The sequence below is a fragment of the Ruminococcus sp. AM31-15AC genome (assembly GCF_003462045.1).
Taxonomy (GTDB): Bacteria; Bacillota; Clostridia; order Oscillospirales; family Ruminococcaceae; genus Hominimerdicola; species Hominimerdicola aceti.
In genome coordinates, this window is record NZ_QTYG01000036.1 from 1 (window position 1) to 21,171 (window position 21,171).

Consider the following 21,171-nt stretch of genomic DNA (forward strand, 5'->3'; position numbering starts at 1 on the left):
AGCGTCCCTTTGGGGATGCACAGCTCATCTGCTGCTGCCTTGGTGCCAATCTCCTTTGCGAGCTTTATTGCCTGCTTTTTAAACTCTTCATCATATTGTTTTCCTGTTCCCATTGATGACACACTCCTTTGTTTTTATTATACTTTGATTGTTTTTTATGTGTCAAGTTTTATTATACAGGATTAAAAGGAGATTTACTATGACACAGGAAAGAAAAAATGCAATCGTTGATGACATTATGGCACTTCTCATTCAGCTTACTGATGAGGAGACAATACAGGAAACAAGCCGTAAAAAGCCTGTTGAGATGCTTACGATCAAAGAATGTACTCAAGCGGTAAAGGGACTAAGCGAACACACTGTTCGTCAACTGGTGGCACAGAACAAGGTCAAATACATTCGTACAGGTCAGGGCAAACGTGGCAAAATCCTCATTAATAAGGAAGAGCTTCTCAAAGTTTTTGAAGTCTGATGAACTGTTTTAAAGAAATAAGAAATCGTCTTGAAATACGGACAGTTGCAGAACGTTACGGAATTGAAATCAAGCGTAATAACACTTGTCTCTGCCCATTTCATGACGATCACCACCCCTCTGCACACATATATCCCAATGCGTTCCATTGCTTCACCTGTAATGTGCATTATGACATTTTAGGTTTTGTTATGGCACTTTTTGATCTGTCGACTCTTGATGCAGCAAGAAAGCTGAACGATGATTTTCAGCTGGGTATTGCATTTGGCAGACAGAAAACTTCCTATAAACCAGCTTACAACGAAAGTGCTGAACTTCGTGAGATACGCCGTAAAAAACGTGAACGCTTTGAAAAATGGGAACATGAAGCGTGGCAGACGATTCACGATTATCTATGGTTCATGCGTGACTGGTTTGAGAAATACAAGCCGTCACCTGATGATACATATATAGATGATCGTTTTCACATTGCGAATGTTGAATATCGTCATGCAGAAGAATTCTCAATCGACTGGATTCAGCAGTTTTCAAATGAAGAAAAGGTTGAATGGAAGTGGGTAGTTGATAAGATGAGAAGATTTCTTGATGAACATAAAGAGGAAGAAAAACCACAAAGTACAGAAAGTGCAGGGACATATATTGAGATTTCAAGGACAAAATCACCAGACAGTATTCCTGTTAATTGGTGATAATCACAAGAAAGTACAGGAAACCCACAAAGTCCAAGGACAAAAACTATAACATTTCAGGAGGTAACAGACAGCACTATGGCTGCAATCGATAAACGTGGAAACACATTCAGAATCAGAGTTTTCGTTGGCACTGATGCGAATGGCAAGAAGATTATGAAGTCCACAACATTCACTCCGCCGACATATACAACACCGAAAAGGGCTGAGAAACTTGCTCAGGAGTTCGCCTTTGAATTTGAACGTCAATGTAAAGGATATATTAGTTTCAATGAAAATATGAGATTTTCAGAGCTTGCAGATTGGTATTTCACCAACTTTGCACCGGTAGAATTAAAAGCATCGACTGTTTACACTTATACCGGACAGTATAAGAAGCATATCAAACCTGTTCTAGGCAACATGAAATTAAAAGATATTACAACGCCAAAACTGACACAGGTAATGCAGTCATACAATTTAAATCCTGCGACTGTCAGAAAATTGTATGTCATTATTCAGTCTATTTTCAAACGTGGTATGGAACAAGGATTTCTGCGTGATAACCCTTGCCATAACGTCATTCTTCCAAAGAATAAGGAACAGCACAAAGTTATGGCTCTTACAGAAGATGAACTAAAACACTTTGTGAAAATGCTTGATGAGAAGCCATGCGATGAAGATGTTAAGCGTATCATCAGAGTGCTGCTTTATACAGGAATGCGTTCGGGAGAGTGCTTTGCACTACGCTGGGAAGATGTTGACTTTGAGAATATGTCAATTTCAATCAAGCATACGCTGAATGACATAGGCGGAAAGCATGAATTGACACCGCCAAAAACGAAAAAGAGTATCCGAACAATCGGTATGAGTAAAACTGTTGCTAATATATTTCAAGAACAGAAAAAATACACCAATGATCTGAGAATTGCTCTTGGTGATAATTATGCACATCCAGAAATGGTATTTCCATCAGCAAACGGCAATTATCGTGACAGAAGTTCTGTTTTGACTTCGCTGAAACGCTTTACCAAAGGCACAGAATTCGAGCATATGACGTTACACAAGTTAAGACATTGCAATGCTACCATGCTTTTGAATATGGGCGTAGATCTCAAAATTATCAGTGACCATTTAGGACATTGCGACATCAATGTCACAGCTGATATTTATGCTGATGTGCTTAGCAGTACACGAAAAGTGTTGGCAGATTCTATTGAGAAAAAGCTAACTGAATAAAGAACAGAAATTATAGCAACATAAAAAAATCGCTCTGCAAAACACAGAGCGATTTTAAAATACTTTTTAGTTGTCCAGAAGTTGTCCAAATAGACTTCTGAAACAAAAGAAATAACGCAATATCGATAAAAAATCGATGTTTCCTTATCTCTTGGAGAACTGTGGAGCACGTCTTGCGGCTTTGAGACCGTACTTCTTTCTTTCCTTCATTCTTGGGTCACGAGTGAGGAAGCCTTCCTTCTTGAGGAGAGGTCTGAACTCATCGCTAGCCTGAAGAAGAGCTCTTGAAAGACCGTGTCTGATTGCACCAGCCTGACCTGTTACTCCACCGCCTGTTACTGTGCAAACGATATCGTACTTATCCATTGTATCTGTTACAGCAAATGGCTGACGAACGATGAGCTTGAGTGTCTCAAGACCGAAGTAATCGTCAATGTCTCTGCCGTTGATTGTGATCTTACCTGTACCCTCGTAAACACGAACACGGGCAACAGAATGTTTTCTTCTACCTGTGCCATAGAAATATGGCTGCTTTGATTCGTACATCTAAATTGCTCCTTCCTTACAGTTCGTATTTAACAGGCTTCTGAGCAGCATTGTTATGCTCAGCACCCTTGTATACTCTGAGTCTCTTTGCAGCAGCTCTGCCAAGTGTGTTGTTAGGGAGCATACCCTCAACAGCAATTGTCATAGCTCTGTCTGACTGATTAGCCATCATATCTGAATACTTGATCTCCTTAAGACCACCGATCCAGCCTGTGTGCCACTTGTAAGACTTCTGATCAAGCTTCTTGCCTGTGAGAACAGCCTTATCTGTGTTGATGATGATTACATGGTCGCCGCAGTCAGCGTGTGGTGCGTAAGTTGGCTTGTGCTTGCCACGAAGAATGTGAGCAGCCTTAGCAGCAACTCTACCGAGTGACTGACCTTCAGCGTCGAGAATATACCATGTGCGAGTAATGTCGCCTGCTTTTGGCATATAAGTTGACATATTATTTCCTCCATTCAGAATTTTAAAAAGTCTGTTCACAGCCGCATTTTCGCCCTGTGAACTCACAACGTTGTCTATTATACAACAGCTTTTCACGATTGTCAATAGTCAAAACGTCGAATTTTTAATTTATATCCCTCATTCTCTTTAATTCTCTTCGTTTTGCTCCATTTCTCTCGATTTCTCACAATTCATTTCACTTTTGCCTTTTGCACTAATATACGCAGTAATATGACGTAAACTAAAGATAATCATAGCATAAGCAACGTATATTCAATATTTATCTTTTCACGTTAGAATATGTGCTTATATGTCTGTATTTGCATTTTCAGTATATGCTTTTCTTCTGCACCAAAATCCTGCAAACCGTCTGCTTTACTGTATTTTCAGCTTTATTCATCATCAAAAGAGAAGATATCCTCTACAGATACACCAAATACCTTTGCAATATCCATTGCAAGCTTTAGGGACGGATTGTATTGTCCTTTTTCAAGACGTATGATAGTTTCACGTCTGACGCCCACTTTTTCGGCAAGGTCACCCTGCTTCATGTCAAGCTTGGCACGATATTCCTTGAGTTTTGTTTTTAGCTCCGGCATTACTCGTCCTCCTCATCGGTGCTGAGTTTGCCCTCATGGTGGAGGAAAAATCCGCTTTCAAGGGTCATATAACTGAACCAAAATATAAACCATACCTGATACAGTCTGTCGCTGTTTATCTTTATGGTTATACTTCCGTCCCAGAACATTGATATAAAGATCGCCACTGCTAATATTATCAAGAACATTTTTGTGATACTTTGATGTGCCTTGAGCATATTTTCTTTTGCCATTTCGTCCTCTTTGTCAACTTCCTGACAGCTTGCATACAGCCATATTACTGCAAATAAAGCCGTCATGGCAGCCAACACAACGAATATCACCGTCGCCCAAGTTGTATTATCAAGCTTGTAATGCTCCACCGTGTTTTCAAATATCTCTGTGACAAGTATTGCAATTCCTGTTACCATACGCTTTTTGTGATATTCTCTCAGAGTTATCTTTTTCTTTTCTTTTTTCGCTTTCATTTTTATCCCTCTAGTTCTCATCATCATCGAACTTACTTTCAAAATACAGCCCTATAAAATTGTACACCACATAGCAAAACCATATCAAGCCTGTTATAACATATTCGTTTAGTGTGACCTTAAATCTTCCTAAAATATCGGAAAACAAAGTCATAACTGAAATAAATAGGCAGGCAATCGTGAATAGGAACGTTATAAAAGTCTGATTGACCTTTGCTGTTGTCTGCTGAGTAAGCTCGTCATTTGTATCTCTTTTGCCGGCCGTGGATATCATCTTTGTTATGCATATGGCGATCAGCGCAAGCGTTCCCAAAGAAATGATAAGGTTTATCACATTGGTAAATGTGTGCCCTTTCTTTATCGCAGGCAGCACCTTTTCCATAATCCAATAGAATATCCACATCGCTCCACCCAGCGTGCCCAAAATACCCATCTGTCTGTAATACTTTTTGTATGATATTTTGTCTGTTTTTATCTCCGTTTTGTCATTCATTTCTACATCTTCTTTCATTTGTGATTTAAACAGCTGCATATACAAGGTGATTTATTTATCACCTTATGTGACAATAATATCACTTTTACCTTGCAAAGTCAATAGAAAAGTGACAAATTTATCACCTTTGTGCATATACACAAATCGTGCCATATCTGCTAGTACACATTTATGTACACTGACAACAAAAAGAGCGGAACAAAGTCCGCTCATGAAATTATTCTGTTTGTGAATTTGAACTTTCTTCATTGCTGCTGTCGGTGTCGCTTTTATCTTCTGTGAATATCTCTTTGCATACAGCACTAAATTCATCGTCACGGAGTGATACTTTATTTTTTATCACGTCTGAAATGGTGAATTTTCTGTAGGTGAAGCCGTCATATACTATTAAAAAAGAAATAGTGTAGTTATCAGAGCCATGTTTGCCTTTTACTGTCACTGTGTAGTTGTGACCGTTCTTTGTGCAATCCCACTTTGCGTCCTCACCCAGATAAGAAGCTATGCACTCACCGATTATATTTGATGAATTTCCCGAAAAGTTGTCAAGACTCTGTACATAACTGTTCTGTGCAGATACGAGCATATAGTCGTTGTCTATTTTTATGCTCTGCGTAAAACCATTCATGAACAGTGCAGCGATAATGAAAAATCCACACATTATTGCTTTATAAAGCTCTCTGCCGCAAAGCTTTTCACGCTTATAAACATAAAAAGGCGTTAGCCATACCCATTTGAAAAGGTGTGCAGCATCAATGCCATGCTTTATAAGCTGTTTGCAATCTGCAATGGAACAGCCTATCATGAACAGCGGAACAAGTATCCACAGGAACGCTCCTGCAGTGGCGGAGTTTGCATAGTTTTCAAGAAACAAGCCAATAAGCGGAACAAAGCATATGAACCATATCAGCCCATTGTTAAGGGACATTGCTTTGGCAGAGTTTGAGTTGCTTTCGGTCTGCGGTGCATTTATCGTAATATCCATTTTGTCCTCCGATTTTTTTAAGCTACTTATATTATATAATATTTTTTCAAATAATCAATAGCCTATGTTTTTGTTTATTAGTAACAAAACAAATGTTCGGCTTTGCTCTGAAAAATGTTTAATTAATGTATTTACAAAATCGTTGACTTTGTGTTATAATATAATTTGTATGTGAAAAATTCTTCAGATCCGTAAGAAAGGAAATGAGAAATGGCAAATAAAAAGGAATATACAAATGAAGATATAGTATCCCTTAAGGGGGAGGACAGAGTAAGAAAGCGTCCTGCGGTAATATTCGGCTCTGACGGACTTGAGGGCTGTAAACATTCTGTTTTTGAAATTCTTTCAAACTCTATAGACGAGGCTCGTGATGGTCATGGCGATAAGATAATCGTTACAAAGTACAATGACGATTCTATCGAGGTGGAAGACTTCGGACGTGGTTGTCCTGTTGACTATAACCAGCGTGAGAAAAAATATAACTGGGAGCTTGTTTACTGCGAGCTTTATGCAGGTGGCAAGTATAATAATAACGGCGGAGATAACTATGAATATTCGTTGGGTCTTAACGGACTAGGTGCTTGTGCGACGCAGTATTCATCTGAGTTTATGGACGTCGAGGTTTTCCGTGACGGATATAAGTATGACCTGCATTTTGAAAAAGGAAGAAACGTCGGCGGTCTTAAAAAGGAAGAAACAAAGCAGAAAAAGACAGGTACAAAGACACATTGGCGACCTGACCTTGAAGTTTTCACTGATATAAAAATTGAGAACGAATATTTTGAGGACGTTCTGAAAAAGCAGGCAGTAGTAAACCCTAATATCACATTTATCCTGCGTATACAGCGTGAGAACAATTCTTTTGAAGAAAAGACGTTCTATTATGAGAATGGTATCGCCGATTATGTTGCAGAGATAGCAGGTGAAAAGCCTCTGACCTCGGTGCAGTTTTTCACAGGCGACCGCAAGGGTCGTGACCGTGAGGACAAGGACGATTACAAGGTAAAGCTTTCTGTGGCGTTCACTTTCTCTAATCAGGTAAAATGTCTTGAATATTATCACAATTCAAGCTTTCTGGAACATGGCGGCTCACCGGAAGACGCTGTAAAGAGTGCTTTCACATCTCAGATAAATGCTTATCTCAAAAGCAACAATAAGTATCTGAAAAACGAGAAGCCTATTACTTTTCAGGATATCGAGGATTGCTTGGTGCTTGTTTCAAGTTCGTTTTCTACACAGACTTCATATGCCAATCAGACAAAGAAAGCTATCACGAACAAGTTTATCAAGGAGTGCATGACAGAGTTCTTGAAGCACAATCTCGAGATATACTTTATTGAAAATCCTGACGAAGCGGTGAAGATAGCAGAGCAGGTTCTTGTAAACAAGAGAAGCCGTGAAAAGGCTGAGAAGTCGAGAATAGACCTGAAGAAAAAGCTTGCAGGCTCTATTGACCTTTCAAATCAGGTGCAGAAATTCGTTGACTGCCGTTCAAAAGATCTTTCACAGCGTGAGCTTTATATAGTGGAGGGCGACTCGGCGCTCGGTTCTGTAAAAATGGCAAGAAATGCAGAGTTTCAGGCTGTTATCCCTGTAAGAGGAAAGATACTCAACTGTTTGAAAGCTGACTATGATAAGATTTTCAAGAACGAGATAATCACAGATCTTATAAAAGTCATAGGCTGCGGAGTTGAGGTCAAGACGGGCAAGAACAAGGAGATATCTATGTTCAATCTTGACAACCTACGTTGGAACAAGATAGTTATCTGTACTGATGCCGATGTTGACGGCTTCCATATCAGAACGCTTATACTCACAATGCTTTACAGACTTGTGCCGACCCTTATTGAAAAAGGATATGTTTATATTGCGGAGTCACCGCTCTTTGAGATAACGACTTCCGACAAAACTTACTTTGCATATGACGAGAACGAAAAGACAAAGATACTCAAAATGATAGGCAATAAAAAGTTTGATATCCAGCGTTCAAAAGGTCTTGGCGAGAACGAGGCGGAGATGATGAGCCTTACGACAATGGACCCTGCCACAAGACGTCTTATAAAGATAGAGCCTGACGATATCGAGCAGACACAGTGGATGTTCGATATGCTCCTTGGTGACGACTTGCAGGGCAGAAAAGATTTCATCACCAATAATGGTGTTGATTATCTGGATATGGCAGATATTTCATAAGCTGTTTGAGGGGAGAGCATTATGGACGCAATTTTTATATGGTCGTCTGCGCTTGTGATATGTGTTGGACTTCCATTGTTTTTCACAGTAATAAATGTTATAAGGCTTTTTGAGAATGCACCTAAAGAATTGGACAGACCACTGTTTGATGTGCTGACGGTGGTAATCGGTTCGCTGCTGTCTGTTTTTGACCTTGACGGGTTAGGTCTTGGCGTTGAATATGATGTTCCTCTAACTGTTCATGGGGAATTTCATACACCCATAGCAGGGGAGTATAGGTTTAGTTTTTTCTTCCTGTTTTTTATAGCAATGGTGTGCATTGTACTGTTGAGTGTTATAACAAAGAGAAAACCGCCGTTGTTTGCGGCTATGCTCATTGCAGGGGTGTATATGGGCAATGTGCTTGATATACTGCTGGTGATACAGCTTTTGAAGAATATGGATAACTTTTTCACGGTGATGATGTTGGTTTTTCCAATGAATTATATGCTTATGTCCGTAAGGCTCATTCGCCGTGAAATAAAGGCGCAGACGGGATATCTCAGCAATTCGGCGGAGAAAAGCGGCTTTATGGGCTGGCTTAATAAGCTTCTCACAAAAAGCCTTGGTTGGTATCTTATCAGCTTTGTGGCAATGATACCGCTCCTTGCGGTGATGCTTTTGATACTTGTTTTATTTGGACAGCGCCCTGACAGCATAGTAAAGGCTTTCACGGAAACAGCCGATTGGACATTTTCTCAGCAGATACCTCCGCCGCCTGATTACTCCCAAGGGCATTATCTTTGCACAGTTGCGGCAGGGGGACACGCTAAGCTTGTCAAACCTCAGCGAATGGGTCTGCGGCGTGGGGATAAGATAGTTGTGAACAGACAGCTTTGTGTTGCAAACGCATTTGAAGAGCTTATACAGGATAAGCTTCCACGTTTTCACAAATGTGTGAGAAGCTTTTACGATAAACACGGATATCCCATTTCACAGCATATATCGACGAAATTGCGTGCTGATGTGGTCTATATCCTTATGAAACCACTTGAATTTATTTTTATTGCGGTGCTGTATATGTTTGACGCCGATCCCGAAAGCAGGATCGCTATGCAGTATACAGGCAAAAAGTGCACCGACCTTACGAACTTTATGAAAGGATAGATTTTATGGCAAGAAAAAAGGCAGAGCCTAAAAAGACTGCTAAACCAAATAACAACGCATATATCGAGGGTGCAGGACTTGTTGCAGACGAAAAGATAACAATGTCTCTTGAAAAGAACTATATGCCATATGCCATGAGCGTTTTGGTATCAAGAGCGTTCCCTGAGATAGACGGCTTTAAGCCCTCACACAGAAAACTGCTTTATACCATGTATAAAATGGGACTTTTAAATGGAAAGCTCACAAAGTCTGCCAATATCGTTGGTGCGACCATGAGGCTCAATCCTCACGGCGACGGCGCTATATATGAAACCATGGTAAGACTTTCACAGGGCAATGAAGCACTTTTGCACCCATATGTAATGAGTAAGGGTAACTTCGGTAAGGCATATTCAAGAGATATGGCTTATGCTGCCTCTCGATACACTGAGGCAAAGCTCATGCCTATCTGTCAGGAGCTTTTCGGAGATATAGACAAGGACACTGTTGATTTTGTTCCTAACTATGATAACACCACCACAGAGCCGACCTTGCTTCCTGCTACTTACCCGTCAATACTTGTTAATGCAAACGTTGGTATAGGCGTTTCTATGGCTTCGTCAGTTTGTCCGTTCAATCTCAGCGAGGTTTGCGAGACAACTATCGGACTTATGAAAAATCCTGATTTCAACGCTCTTGAAACGCTGAAAGGACCTGACTTTCCGGGCGGTGCTTCACTTCTCTATGATGAGGAGGAGCTTGATAAGATATACCGCACAGGAAAAGGCTCTGTTAAGCTGAGAGCAAAATATCAGTATGACAAGGAGTCAAGGTGTCTTGAGATCGTTGAGATACCTGCCACTACCACAGTTGAAGCAATAATCGAGAAGATAATTGCTCTCGTTAAGGCAGGCAAGATAAGAGAGGTATCATATATCCGTGATGAAACGGACATTAACGGTCTGAAAATAGGTATAGATATCAAAAAGGGCGTAGACCCTGACAAGCTTATGCAAAAGCTTTATAAGCTGACGCCGCTTCAGGACTCGTATTCATGCAATTTCTATATACTTGTTCACGGCTATCCAAGAATAATGGGCGTTTATGATATAATTAAAGAATGGGTAGCGTTCAGAATGGATTGCGTTCGACGCAGAACAAGCTTTGACCTTGCAAAGAAGAAAGACAAGCTTCACCTTCTGAAAGGTCTTGGAAAGATACTCCTTGATATAGACAAGGCTATAAAAATAATCAGGGAGACAGAGGAAGAAACAGAGGTCGTTCCTAACCTTATGGTTGGATTCGGCATTGATGAGATACAGGCTGATTATGTGGCTGAAATAAAGCTCAGACACCTTAACCGTGAGTATATCCTCAAAAGAACTGCCGAAACTGAGGATCTTGAAAAAGCTATTGCAGAGCTTGAAGATATTCTTGGAAGCGACAGAAAAATAAAGAATATCATCATTTCCGAATTAAAGGAAGTTTCAAAGAAGTATGGTCAGCCAAGAAAAACTCAGTTCTATTATAAGACTGATATCGAGGAGATAGACATAGAGGACGATATCCCTGACTACGCCTGCAAGCTTTTCCTATCTCAAAGCGGTTATTTCAAGAAATGTACTCCGCAATCACTGAGAATGGCAAGCGAGCAGAAGTATAAAGAGGGCGACGGTCCGCTTCAGGAAATGGAAAGCACCAACAAAACGGAGCTTCTGTTCTTCTCAGACAAGGCGGCTGTGTATAAGACCAAGGTATCGCAGTTTGCCGACACAAAGGCAAGTTCTCTTGGCGACTATATTCCTGCAAAGCTTGGTTTTGATGACGGTGAGGGCGTTGTGTCCATGGTGAATACTGTAGATTATTCGGGCTATATGATATTCTGTTTTGAAAACGGAAAGGTGGCAAAAGTGCCGCTCAATGCCTATGAAACAAAGACCAACAGAAAGAAGCTTGCCAATGCTTATTCTGCAAAGGCTAAGCTTGTGGGAATGTTCTTTGTGCAGGATAACGCTGAGATAATGCTTCGCACAACTAACGGAAGAGCAATGATATTTGATACTGCACTTCTTATGCCTAAGTCCACGAGAGATACTATAGGTGTTCAGGTCATGACACTTAAAGCGAAGAATGCAGTTGTTGATAAGGCATTTATCGTTGACGATGAGACAGCAGCAGGCCTTTCAAAATATCGCAGCAAAACGATACCTGTTGCAGGCTGTTTTGCAAAGGATATCGAAGACCCTGACCAGATGCACTTCTGATATACGTTTTTTACAGCGGATAGACTTCTGTCCGCTGTTTTTCGTTTGTTGACTTTTTACAGAGATTATGGTATACTTGTTTTGAAAAAGTGTGCAAATGCACGGATGTTGCAAAAGGGAGTTGTTTTTATGGAGTGTCCTAAATGCCACAAGTCAGTTGACGATGATGACATTTTCTGTCCTAACTGTGACACAAGATTAAGACCAGACAAAAATACATCTATCATGAAGCGTTTCAAAAAGCAGAATAAACCGCTAAATGTGGAAATAGTGGGTGAGAAAAAACATAAATTGTCTGAAAGCAAGCTCAAGCTTATTCTTATAACGGTGGCGGTAGTGCTTCTTGTGGTGCTTGTCGTCCTTATCGTTGTAAATATTATAAGCGGAAAGGGTGAAAACACCGCTGAGAGTATTTCTGAATATATCGGCGTAGATGTTGCAAAGGCTCAGAAAAAGCTTGATATGCACTTTAAGGACGAATCGGCTTTTCAGGGAGTGAACAATGCACTGAATTTTGATTATATCATTGAGTCTGATGACAGTGTTAATGTTGATGGCATAAATTATCCTGAATGGGCGGCGCTTGTTACTGTTGATGATGAAGAACGTATGCAAACCGTAAAATATTCAAATTTCAAGGTGCTTAAAAACAATGCAAACGGTGAAAAAAAGAGTAAAGCTATCAACCTTGATAAGTTTGAACAAGGTGCAAAGTGGAGTGGCTTGTCAGATGCCATAGACCTTGAATATTACGGCATCGTATGGTCAAAAGACACTAAAAATTATATATACCGCTATTGGTATGAGAATGACGCAGGCGATGATCAGCTGTGGTGCTTAATGTAACGTTCGATACGGATAATAAGTATCTGTATTATTCTTCTACGCTTATTTATCCTGAGTATCTGTAAAAGGGTCATAATGTTACAAAAGAAATACAAATTGTTGCGTAAATTCTACAATTTCACAAAAAAACTTGACTTATGCTCGGTTTGTTGCTAATATAAATTGATGAATAACGTAAAAAGGAGGTTCGGTATGGATCCTAGTACTAAATTATGTATGGGCTGTATGAACGAACTTGGTTCTGACGGTCGCTGTCATTATTGTAACTATACCGACGATATCCCGCATTTACAGGCTTATCTTGCACCGAGAACAGTGCTTGACAACAGATATATAGTTGGAAAAATGCTTTCATATAATGGTGAGGGTGCGTCTTACATTTGCTACGATATGGTTGGCAAATGCAAGTGTGTGGCAAGAGAGTATATGCCTGACACTCTTTGCGAAAGAGATAGCGAAAGTCAGCGACTTGTGGTGAATCCGGATTGTCTGGCTAAGTATAAGACATTTATGTCTGAGTTTGCAGACGTGAACAAAGTTCTTTCACGCATGAGAAATCTTCAGCATATCGCCACGGCAAAGGATATGTTTTGCGAGAATAATACGACCTATGTCATACTCGAATATGTGGAGGGCGTGACGCTAAAGAAATTTTTACAGTCAAATACAGGTTTTCTCACATGGGAACAGGTCAAAAAGCTTTTTGTGCCATTGTTTACAACATTGAGCATTATACATAATGCAGGTATCATACACAGGGGAATATCTCCTGAAAATATTATTGTTACAACTGATTGTGAGCTTAAACTTACAGGCTTTTGCATAAGTTCTATAAGAACATCTAATACAGGGCTTTCTCCTGAGTTCTATTCAGGATATACCGCTCCTGAGCAATATTCTTCGTTAGAATGGCAGGGCACATGGACTGACGTTTATGCACTTGCTGCAGTTCTTTATAGAATACTAACAGGCTGTATGCCCCTTGACGCTTATACCCGTACAAAGAATGATACTATGGTCGAAGCTTGCAGAGTCAATCCGAGAATACCACAGCATATCTCACGAGTTCTTTCAAGAGCTATGAGAGTTCGTGGCGAAGAAAGAATACAGACAGTTTCAGAGCTTGTTACTGCACTTTTTGAGCAGCATACAACGCATATGGAACACCCTAAGGGTTCAACTCAGACTATTCCTATACAGCATGTTCCAAGACAAAGAACGCAGTCAAGGCAAATGCCACAGCAGACTCGTGAGGAAGAAAAGCCTAAGAATAAAACGGCTACGATAATAGGCTGGACTGTGCTTGTGATAGTGCTTTTGCTTTCAGTTTTTCTGCTATATGAGTTGTTTTCAGGTCCGTCGGACAGCAATAATGATTCGTCTGAGGATAAGGTCATTTCTTCTGATGATGCAGATGGAGTTGACAGCGAGGTATTCGTTTACAGCACCACAGTTGCTACGCCTAAGGTGACTGATACTGAAAGTCAGTCAGAATATGGCTATGGCGCTATAATGCCTAACGTTGTGGGTCTGGAATACAATACTGTTGTAAAACAGCTTGGTGAGGATTTTACTATCAAGGCTGAATATTATTATTCTGATGTTGACGATAAGGACGTTGTTAAAGAGCAGAGCATACCAGAGGGTACTGATTTTGATCCGTCTTTGAAAAATGAGCTTGTTCTTAAAGTATGTGCAGGCCCTGAAAATGTTCCTGTTCCTGATTTCTCTGGCCTGTCAAAGAAGGCTTACCTTGAGCTGCTTGATTCTTATAATATCAAGTATAAGGTCGTTACCGATTTCTCAAGCTCTGTTTCTGCAGGATATGTTATGGCGACAAGCGTTAATGTTGGAAACACTGTGAATGTTAAAAATGGTGATGTGCTTACAGTTACAGTTTCCGCAGGTCTTGTGACTACTACGACCACTACAACAAAGGCAACAGAGCCTAAGCCTGATACGAACACAGGCAGCTCTTCTGAAACAACACCAGCTCCGGCTGTTGTGCCTGCTGAATAACGAAAACGTTTAATAAAATGTTAAAAAACAAACAAAGCCCTTGACAATTCAGGGGCTTTGTGCTATGCTCATTATAGATTATTAGGAAAGTAACAGGATAAATTGTTTCCTGGTTTGGAGGTATTTTACATGGCTAAGAAAATTGGTGTACTTACCAGCGGAGGAGATGCTCCGGGAATGAATGCTGCTGTCAGAGCAGTATGCAGAGCTGGTCTTGCAAAGGGTATGGAAGTCGTAGGTATCCTCAGAGGATATAACGGCCTTCTTAACGGTGAAGTTATTGAGATGAATGCAAGAACTGTTTCAGGCATAATCCAGAGAGGCGGTACTTGCCTTTACACAGCAAGATGTCCTGAATTCAGAGATATCGAGGGCGTAAAGAAGGGCAGAGATAAGTGCCTTGAAATGGGCCTTGACGGTATCGTAGTTATCGGTGGTGACGGTTCATTCAGAGGTGCGGCTGACCTTTCAGCTCAGGGTATCCCATGTATCGGTCTGCCTGGTACTATAGACAACGATATTTCATGCACAGAATATACTATCGGTTATGACACAGCTATGAACACAGCTATGGAAATGATCGATAAGATCAGAGATACAGCACAGTCACATGACAGATGTTCAGTAGTTGAGGTAATGGGCAGAAACGCTGGTTACATTGCTATCAACGTTGCTGCTGCTGTAGGCGCTGAGGCTGTTATCACACCTGAGAAGCCTTATGACCTCAATGCTATTGCTCAGAAGATGGAGCAGACAAAGAAGTCAGGCAAGACACATTTTATCATTGTAGTTGCTGAGGGTGTTGGTAAGACAGAGTATATCACAAGAACTCTTCAGGATCTTACCGGAATCGAGTCAAGAGCTACTATTCTCGGTCATGTTCAGAGAGGCGGCTCTCCTACAGTAAGAGATAGAGTTGTCGCAACTGAAATGGGCTATCACGCTGTTGAACTGCTCGAGCAGGGCATTGGCAACAGAGTTGTTGGTATGAAGGACAGCAAGATATATGATGTAGATATTCAGGAGGCTCTTTCAATGAAGAAGCCTTTCGAGGACGAGCTTTACAAGATCCTCAATGAAACTGCATTCTAATTTTTCATGAGGTCTGAGTCTTTAAGACTTTGACATATTACAGAGTAGAAAACTGAGCGTTAAGTGTCCGTCGGACGGGGAGTTGCCGTCGGAACGAAAAAGGCAGAACCTTTGCGGTTCGGTTTTCGCATCCCGCTGAATGTGTAATTGAAGCTTTTTATAGCGGCTCTGCACATCCCGCATGGGTAGTGTGCAGAGCTGTTTTTATGCTCCGTTATGCACAAAGCGACAAGCTCGCAGAATAAGGAGGTAAATTTATGAAGAGCTTCGGAAGAATGTTCTATGACTCTTTCAAGTCACTGAAAGATCTTAGAACATTGACAACAACTGGAATATTGATAGCGTTGGCGTTTGCTATCAGATCATTTTCCATTGAGGTAACGCCTGACTTGAGGATCGGTTTCACTTTTCTTGCAACCTGTACTATAGGTATGCTTTACGGACCTGTGGTATGCGGAATGTCTACATTTGTCCTTGACTTTCTGGGATACATAGTGCAGAACAAATCTCCGAGAGCCTACAGTCCACAGCTTGCAATGGTAGTTATTATTTCAGGTATCATCTACGGCTGTTTGTTGTATAAGTGCGATTTTAACAACAAAAAGCTTCAAAGCTACATAAGGATCGCAATTGCAAGAGGAAGTGTTATACTTTTCTGCAATATAGGACTTAATTCTTATTTCCTGTATACACTTTATGTAAATAAGACTTTTGGCATCACAAACCTCACCAAAGAAGGAATGAGCGGTTTTCTTACATACTGCACACCGAGAATAGCGAAAAATCTTATCCAGCTCCCTGTGGATCTGATCTTGCTCATGATATTCCTGCCTGCTGTGAAGTTTGCTTATGAAAAAGTAAGAACACAGTTTGGACATAAAGCGACAAATATATGATTTAAAGCAGCGGCAGAAATGCCGCTGTTTTTTTGCGTGAAAATATACAAGAAAAATGGGGTGATAATGTGAAATTTAGGTGAAACACTTGAAATCCGTTGAGATTTAGTGTATAATTAAAATTAAGTTATTTTTAAGGCAGGCTTCTGCCTTTTATTCAGAAAGGTCTTGAGTGTATGATAAATGTTGGTTTTATCGGTGCAGGAAATATGGGCTATGCTATCATGAAAGGCATTGCAGGCAGTAAAATGGGTAAGGATATTCAGCTTTACGCTTTTGATAAATATGCTCCGATACTTGATAGACTTGACGAGCTTGGAACAGTAAAATGTTCAGACTGTGCAGAGGTAGTGGAAAAGTCAGAGTATGTTTTTCTTGCAATTAAGCCTCAGCAGCTTGACGAGGTGCTTGATGAGATAGCTCCTGCGGTAACGAAAGATACGGTCATAGTTTCTATCTGCGCAGGCATTACAGATGATTATATCGCTTCAAAAACTGTGGCTGGCGCAAAGGTAGTGCTTGTTATGCCAAACACTCCTCTTCTTCTTGGGGAGGGCGCAACTGCTCTTTCACGCTCTGACAGCGTAACAGATGAGGAGTTTGAGCTTGTTTGCAATATCTTTGGCTCATGCGGCATGTATGCCGTCATATCAAAGGATAAAATGAAAGAGATAATAGCAATAAACGGCTCATCTCCTGCTTTTATCTATCTGTATGCTCAGGCATTCGTAGAGTATGCAAAGAGCGTTGATATTGATGAAACAGTTGCAAGAGATCTTTTTGCAAAGTCGCTTATCGGCTCTGCCAAAATGATAACTGACAGTGGCAAGTCACTTGACGAGCTTATTGAAATGGTATCATCAAAGGGTGGCACAACTATCGCTGGTCTTGAAAAGCTCCGTGAGGGCGGTCTGCCAAAGGCTGTTGAGGACTGCTGCAAGGCTTGCACTAAGAGAGCTTACGAGCTTTCAAAATAGTTATTTTTTCTGCACCGTGGCATATACATTACTCAAAGGAGTGATGTATAATGAACAGTGGGACAGGCATATACAAAAGCGGAGTTCTTGCATTTTTTGCAGGAGCTATCCTGATTGGTGCGCTTTTGGGTGCTGTTACTTTTTGCTTTATGGGCAGCGACGATCTTTCAATGCTGTCGGTGTTTTCAAACAGCTTTGTTGACGTGAGGTCGTCAGGTGATCTTGAAGAAATTCTTGTGAGGTCTTTTTTTAGTTCGACTGTTTTTTTAGCAGTTGTGTTTTTGTCAGGTTTTTCTTCACTGGGACAGCCTTTAGCTGTTGCAGTATTGCTGTTGCGTGGCATGGGCTGGGGTGTTGCAATGTCTCAGCTTTACAGCATTTACGGCGGACATGGTGCATTACTTTCAGCGATGTTTGTACTTCTTCCTGCGGTCATAACAGCGGCGGCACTTATGATAGCCGCAAGGGAAGCTGTCGCTATGTCAAATATCCTGCTGTGCATTGTTTTTTCTGAGGACAGCATAGCGGTCTGCGACAGACGGTGCGGTTTTATGCTGTTAAGTTTCTTGTGCTTGAAGCGGTGGCGGCTGTTGCGGCTGCGCTTGAATGTCTGCTGACGATTATTTTTGCAGGACGAATTTAGTATACAGTATACAAAGAATGAAATAAAATTCGGGGCAATTTCGGGGACTATTAATTTTAAGGAGCGGTGTAATGTCTTTATTTGGTAATTACAATACCCCTGGCAGAGGTGTGCTTAAAGCGCCTCAGGAGAAAAAGGGTATTTTTAAGTTTTTTGAAGTCTATGGCAGGCATATGTGGAAGCTTATGGAGCTTAATTTGCTGTATTTCGTTTTCTGCATACCGCTGACGCTTACGGTTATACTTATGCTTATGACATCAAATCCAATATGGCTCTTATTGGCGATACCGTCAGTATTGGTAGGACCTGCAACGGCTGCAATGACAAAGGTTTGCCGAAATTATTCTCAGGAAAGAAATGCGTTTCTGCTACATGATTTCTGGGATTCTTTCAAGAAGAATTTCAAGCAGGGCACTATCATGGGTGCCATAGATATTATCTTCGCTATAGGATTTATGGTCGGGATTCCAATGTATAAATATTGGGCAGAGCAGAACTCCATGATATACATTCCGTTCGTTATCTGCATAAGCTGTCTTATCGTATTCTTCATGATGCACTTTTACATCTATCTTATGATAAGCTCCACTAACCTTAACATGAAGCAGATAATAAAGAACTCGTTTTATCTTGTGAGTCTTGGCATAAAGCAGTCTCTTTGGTCACTTCTGGTATCGCTTATCGTTATTGTTATGATGTATCTTTTCCTGCCGTATTCTCTGTTCATATTGCCATTTTGGCCTCTTTCGTTCATATGCTTCGTGACTTGCTTCAATTGTTATCCTGTTATCAGAAAACACGTTATCCAGCCTTACTACGATCAGCGTGGTGAAAGCAATCCTGAGTTTGCATACAAGAATGCAGACCCTGACGAACAGCTCTTTGAGGATAGAGCGGCAGAAGAAACTCCTGTCAAGACCAAGGAGAGCAGAAAAAAAGGCAAAACAATCTCATAAAAAACATAAGGACAGCTCGTTTGAACTGTCCTTTGTTTATGCTAATTATTTTTCGATCTCGCCAAGTGAAAGCGCTTTGAGATAAGCGTTTATGAAACCGTCAAGATCGCCGTCCATAACAGCGTTTACATTGCTGTTTTCAAAACCCGTTCTGTGATCTTTTACAAGAGTGTATGGCATGAAAACATAGGAACGTATCTGAGCACCCCATGCGATCTCTTTCTGAACACCCTTGATATCCTCTATCTTCTCTAGATGTTCACGCTCTTTTATTTTGATAAGCTCTGCTTTGAGCATTTTCATTGCATAATCCCTGTTCTGGAACTGTGAACGCTGTGTCTGGCATGATGTAACGATACCCGTTGGTATGTGGGTAAGTCTTACGGCTGATGAGGTTTTGTTGATGTGCTGTCCGCCTGCACCGCTTGCACGATAAACGTCCATTTTAATGTCCTCAGGACGGATATCTACTTCGATTGTATCGTCTATTTCAGGCATAACGTCCACCGCTGAGAATGACGTGTGTCTGCTTCCTGAGCTGTCGAAAGGTGAGATACGCACAAGTCTGTGTATTCCTGCTTCGCTTTTAAGATAGCCATAAGCGTTTTCACCCTCCACGATCACGGAGGCACTCTTCATGCCAGCCTCTGCACCCTCGAGATAATCAAGAGTAGTCATTTTGAAGCCGTGGCTTTCACACCATTTGTGATACATCCTGAAAAGCATTTCGCTCCAATCCTGCGCCTCAGTTCCGCCTGCTCCTGCATGAAAGTTGATGATAGCGTTGTTGTGATCATACTCGCCTGTGAGCAGAGTGTCAAGCTGTGCGGCGTCAAGACCCTCTTTTAGAGTTTTAAGCTCAGACTGTATTTCGTCGATCATGTCCTCGTCGCCCTCATCGGCTGCCATTTCAATAAGCACTTCGATGTCTTCAAATGACGACTTGAATTTATTGTATTTTTCCAGTTTGCCCTCAAGATTTCTTGTTTCCTGCAAAACCTTCTGCGATTTCTCCATGTCGTCCCAAAAATTAGGTTCTGCGGCTTTTTCGTGAAGCTCTGCGATCCTTTCCTGAGAACGTTCAATATCGTATACGTCATGCAGCTCGCTGATGATAGGTCTAAGAGCTTCAAGCTCTGACTTTAAGTTTTCTAAAAATACCATATCTTTTTCTCCTTATTTTATATCATTATATATTATAAAACTTTTTTTGTGAAAAGTAAAGGAAAAATATAAAAAAACTATAGCATTTTCCTGAAAGTTGTGCTATAATGTTATCTAAAGGCTTTAAAAAGCCTGTTTCAGCAAGAAAGGAAACCTGATATGGCTAATTATACAGGAAAAAAATGCTTTTCCTGCGGAGAAGTATTCAAAGATGGTGACGATATAGTTGTATGTCCTGAGTGTGGCACACCTTATCATCGTGAGTGTTATCTCAAAGAAGGAAAGTGCATAAATGACGCTTTGCATGAAAGTGGTCAGAGCTGGGAGCAAACTCAGGAGAGTGTAGAAAGTGAGAATATACGCTGTATACGCTGCGGTTTTGAAAATCCGCCTGACAAGCTATTTTGTGAAAAGTGCGGAACACCGCTTACGAAAAATGATACTGAGGAACGTCCATTCAACGACATGGATACGCAAAATAACGCTCAGCAGACCGGCCCTGACGGACAGCCTTACGGTCCGTTTGGCAGACAGGTTGTATTTGATAAGGACTCAGATCTTGAAGGCATTAAACTAGATGACTATGCAAAATTTGTAAAGACAAATCCGCTCATATTTTTGTCTAACTTTATACGTTTTGGTAAATTTGGTGGAAAGATTTCCATAAACTTTGCTGCTTTCCTTTTTCCACACCTGTATTTTCTGTTTAGAAAAATGAATCTTGTGGGTATCATCATGCTTGTGGCTACGGCACTGCTCAATATCCCTACTGCGATAGAATATCTTAGTGCAGGAACAATGGGTTTCTCGCTTGATATCGGCATTGATGTGACTGGAAGGGTTTTTCAGGGCATTTCCGCTGCGACATGGTATGTTTCAATGGCACTTCAGTTTGTGGCAGGCTTTTTCGGCAATTATATGTATTATAAGTTTGCACAAAAAAAGATCCGTGAGATAAGGTCGGAGGATGGCACTGAGCAGGAGATAGCCGAAAAGATAGTAGCAAAGGGCGGTACATCATGGGGGGCTGTTATTCTTGCTTTGCCGTTTATTCTGCGATAGTTGTGTTTGGCATTTTTGGTGTT

Annotated in this window: 21 protein-coding genes and 1 riboswitch; of the genes, 14 read left to right on the forward strand and 7 right to left on the reverse strand. The window is 40.9% G+C overall.

All coding sequences use genetic code 11. The features are described from left to right. Positions 1–199 precede the first annotated feature (199 nt). The 3 genes from DW793_RS10230 (at position 200) to DW793_RS10240 (ending at position 2,379) form a co-directional block, all read left to right on the forward strand. A complete protein-coding gene (locus DW793_RS10230) occupies positions 200–472 on the forward strand; it encodes a DNA-binding protein (RefSeq protein ID WP_118157972.1) in 273 nt (90 codons plus the stop codon). Continuing rightward, entirely contained in the window at positions 472–1,161 is a 690-nt protein-coding gene (locus DW793_RS10235; protein WP_118157975.1) for a CHC2 zinc finger domain-containing protein, read from the forward strand. The genes DW793_RS10230 and DW793_RS10235 overlap by 1 nt, the downstream gene beginning before the upstream one ends. A 78-nt stretch (positions 1,162–1,239) precedes the next feature. Continuing rightward, positions 1,240–2,379 (forward strand): tyrosine-type recombinase/integrase, encoded by a 1,140-nt coding sequence (locus DW793_RS10240; protein WP_118157977.1) that lies wholly within the window; start codon positions 1,240–1,242, stop codon positions 2,377–2,379. Between the two features lie 144 nt (positions 2,380–2,523). On the opposite strand, the gene rpsI is transcribed toward DW793_RS10240, so the two are convergent. The 6 genes from rpsI to DW793_RS10270 form a co-directional block, all read right to left on the reverse strand. After that, positions 2,524–2,925, reverse strand: a complete 402-nt coding sequence (rpsI, locus tag DW793_RS10245; RefSeq protein WP_041337331.1) for a 30S ribosomal protein S9 — start codon at positions 2,923–2,925, stop codon at positions 2,524–2,526. A gap of 16 nt (positions 2,926–2,941) precedes the next feature. Next, complete coding sequence (gene rplM / locus DW793_RS10250; protein ID WP_022287500.1) at positions 2,942–3,370, reverse strand: 50S ribosomal protein L13; 429 nt, start codon at positions 3,368–3,370, stop codon at positions 2,942–2,944. A 392-nt stretch (positions 3,371–3,762) separates the two neighbouring features. Beyond that, positions 3,763–3,969 carry a helix-turn-helix transcriptional regulator gene (locus DW793_RS10255; RefSeq protein WP_117877749.1) on the reverse strand — a complete coding sequence of 69 codons (207 nt, stop codon included), beginning with the start codon at positions 3,967–3,969 and terminating at the stop codon, positions 3,763–3,765. Continuing rightward, positions 3,969–4,436 (reverse strand): hypothetical protein, encoded by a 468-nt coding sequence (locus tag DW793_RS10260; RefSeq protein WP_118157979.1) that lies wholly within the window; start codon positions 4,434–4,436, stop codon positions 3,969–3,971. Before DW793_RS10260 ends, DW793_RS10255 begins: the two co-directional genes overlap by 1 nt. A 10-nt stretch (positions 4,437–4,446) precedes the next feature. Continuing rightward, entirely contained in the window at positions 4,447–4,929 is a 483-nt protein-coding gene (locus tag DW793_RS10265) for a hypothetical protein (RefSeq protein ID WP_118157982.1), read from the reverse strand. Between the two features lie 217 nt (positions 4,930–5,146). Next, the gene (locus DW793_RS10270) at positions 5,147–5,911 is read right to left on the reverse strand and encodes a hypothetical protein (RefSeq protein WP_118157984.1); all 765 of its coding nucleotides are present in this window, start codon (positions 5,909–5,911) and stop codon (positions 5,147–5,149) included. Between the two features lie 210 nt (positions 5,912–6,121). Here DW793_RS10270 and DW793_RS10275 point away from each other — a divergent pair, with 210 nt between their 5' ends. From DW793_RS10275 to DW793_RS10320, 10 genes are all read left to right on the forward strand, one after another. Further along, the gene (locus tag DW793_RS10275; RefSeq protein ID WP_022287505.1) at positions 6,122–8,104 is read left to right on the forward strand and encodes a DNA gyrase/topoisomerase IV subunit B; all 1,983 of its coding nucleotides are present in this window, start codon (positions 6,122–6,124) and stop codon (positions 8,102–8,104) included. Between the two features lie 21 nt (positions 8,105–8,125). Beyond that, entirely contained in the window at positions 8,126–9,250 is a 1,125-nt protein-coding gene (locus DW793_RS10280; protein ID WP_022287506.1) for a DUF6688 domain-containing protein, read from the forward strand. A gap of 5 nt (positions 9,251–9,255) precedes the next feature. Next, complete coding sequence (locus DW793_RS10285) at positions 9,256–11,493, forward strand: DNA gyrase/topoisomerase IV subunit A (protein WP_118157986.1); 2,238 nt, start codon at positions 9,256–9,258, stop codon at positions 11,491–11,493. 129 nt (positions 11,494–11,622) lie between these two features. Beyond that, positions 11,623–12,339 (forward strand): zinc ribbon domain-containing protein, encoded by a 717-nt coding sequence (locus DW793_RS10290; protein ID WP_118157988.1) that lies wholly within the window; start codon positions 11,623–11,625, stop codon positions 12,337–12,339. Between the two features lie 192 nt (positions 12,340–12,531). Continuing rightward, entirely contained in the window at positions 12,532–14,358 is a 1,827-nt protein-coding gene (locus tag DW793_RS10295; RefSeq protein ID WP_118157990.1) for a protein kinase domain-containing protein, read from the forward strand. A gap of 129 nt (positions 14,359–14,487) precedes the next feature. After that, positions 14,488–15,450: a 6-phosphofructokinase gene (gene pfkA / locus DW793_RS10300; RefSeq protein WP_117928242.1), complete on the forward strand. Its 963-nt coding sequence runs from the start codon at positions 14,488–14,490 to the stop codon at positions 15,448–15,450. Positions 15,451–15,488: 38 nt separating this feature from the next. Then, positions 15,489–15,590, forward strand: a riboswitch (THF riboswitch). Positions 15,591–15,707: 117 nt separating this feature from the next. Continuing rightward, on the forward strand, positions 15,708–16,346 hold the full coding sequence (locus DW793_RS10305; RefSeq protein ID WP_118157992.1) for a folate family ECF transporter S component: 639 nt from the start codon (positions 15,708–15,710) through the stop codon (positions 16,344–16,346). 176 nt (positions 16,347–16,522) lie between these two features. Continuing rightward, positions 16,523–17,323 (forward strand): pyrroline-5-carboxylate reductase, encoded by an 801-nt coding sequence (proC, locus tag DW793_RS10310; RefSeq protein ID WP_118157993.1) that lies wholly within the window; start codon positions 16,523–16,525, stop codon positions 17,321–17,323. Between the two features lie 50 nt (positions 17,324–17,373). After that, complete coding sequence (locus DW793_RS10315; RefSeq protein WP_118157995.1) at positions 17,374–17,940, forward strand: stage II sporulation protein M; 567 nt, start codon at positions 17,374–17,376, stop codon at positions 17,938–17,940. A gap of 97 nt (positions 17,941–18,037) precedes the next feature. Then, positions 18,038–18,922: a YesL family protein gene (locus tag DW793_RS10320; RefSeq protein WP_117928447.1), complete on the forward strand. Its 885-nt coding sequence runs from the start codon at positions 18,038–18,040 to the stop codon at positions 18,920–18,922. Positions 18,923–18,967: 45 nt separating this feature from the next. Here the strand turns inward: DW793_RS10320 and prfB are convergent, their stop codons facing one another. Continuing rightward, entirely contained in the window at positions 18,968–20,086 is a 1,119-nt protein-coding gene (gene prfB, locus DW793_RS10325) for a peptide chain release factor 2 (RefSeq protein WP_022287515.1), read from the reverse strand. Between the two features lie 159 nt (positions 20,087–20,245). Here prfB and DW793_RS10330 point away from each other — a divergent pair, with 159 nt between their 5' ends. Further along, positions 20,246–21,148: an RING finger protein gene (locus tag DW793_RS10330; protein ID WP_118157997.1), complete on the forward strand. Its 903-nt coding sequence runs from the start codon at positions 20,246–20,248 to the stop codon at positions 21,146–21,148. Positions 21,149–21,171: the final 23 nt, after the last annotated feature.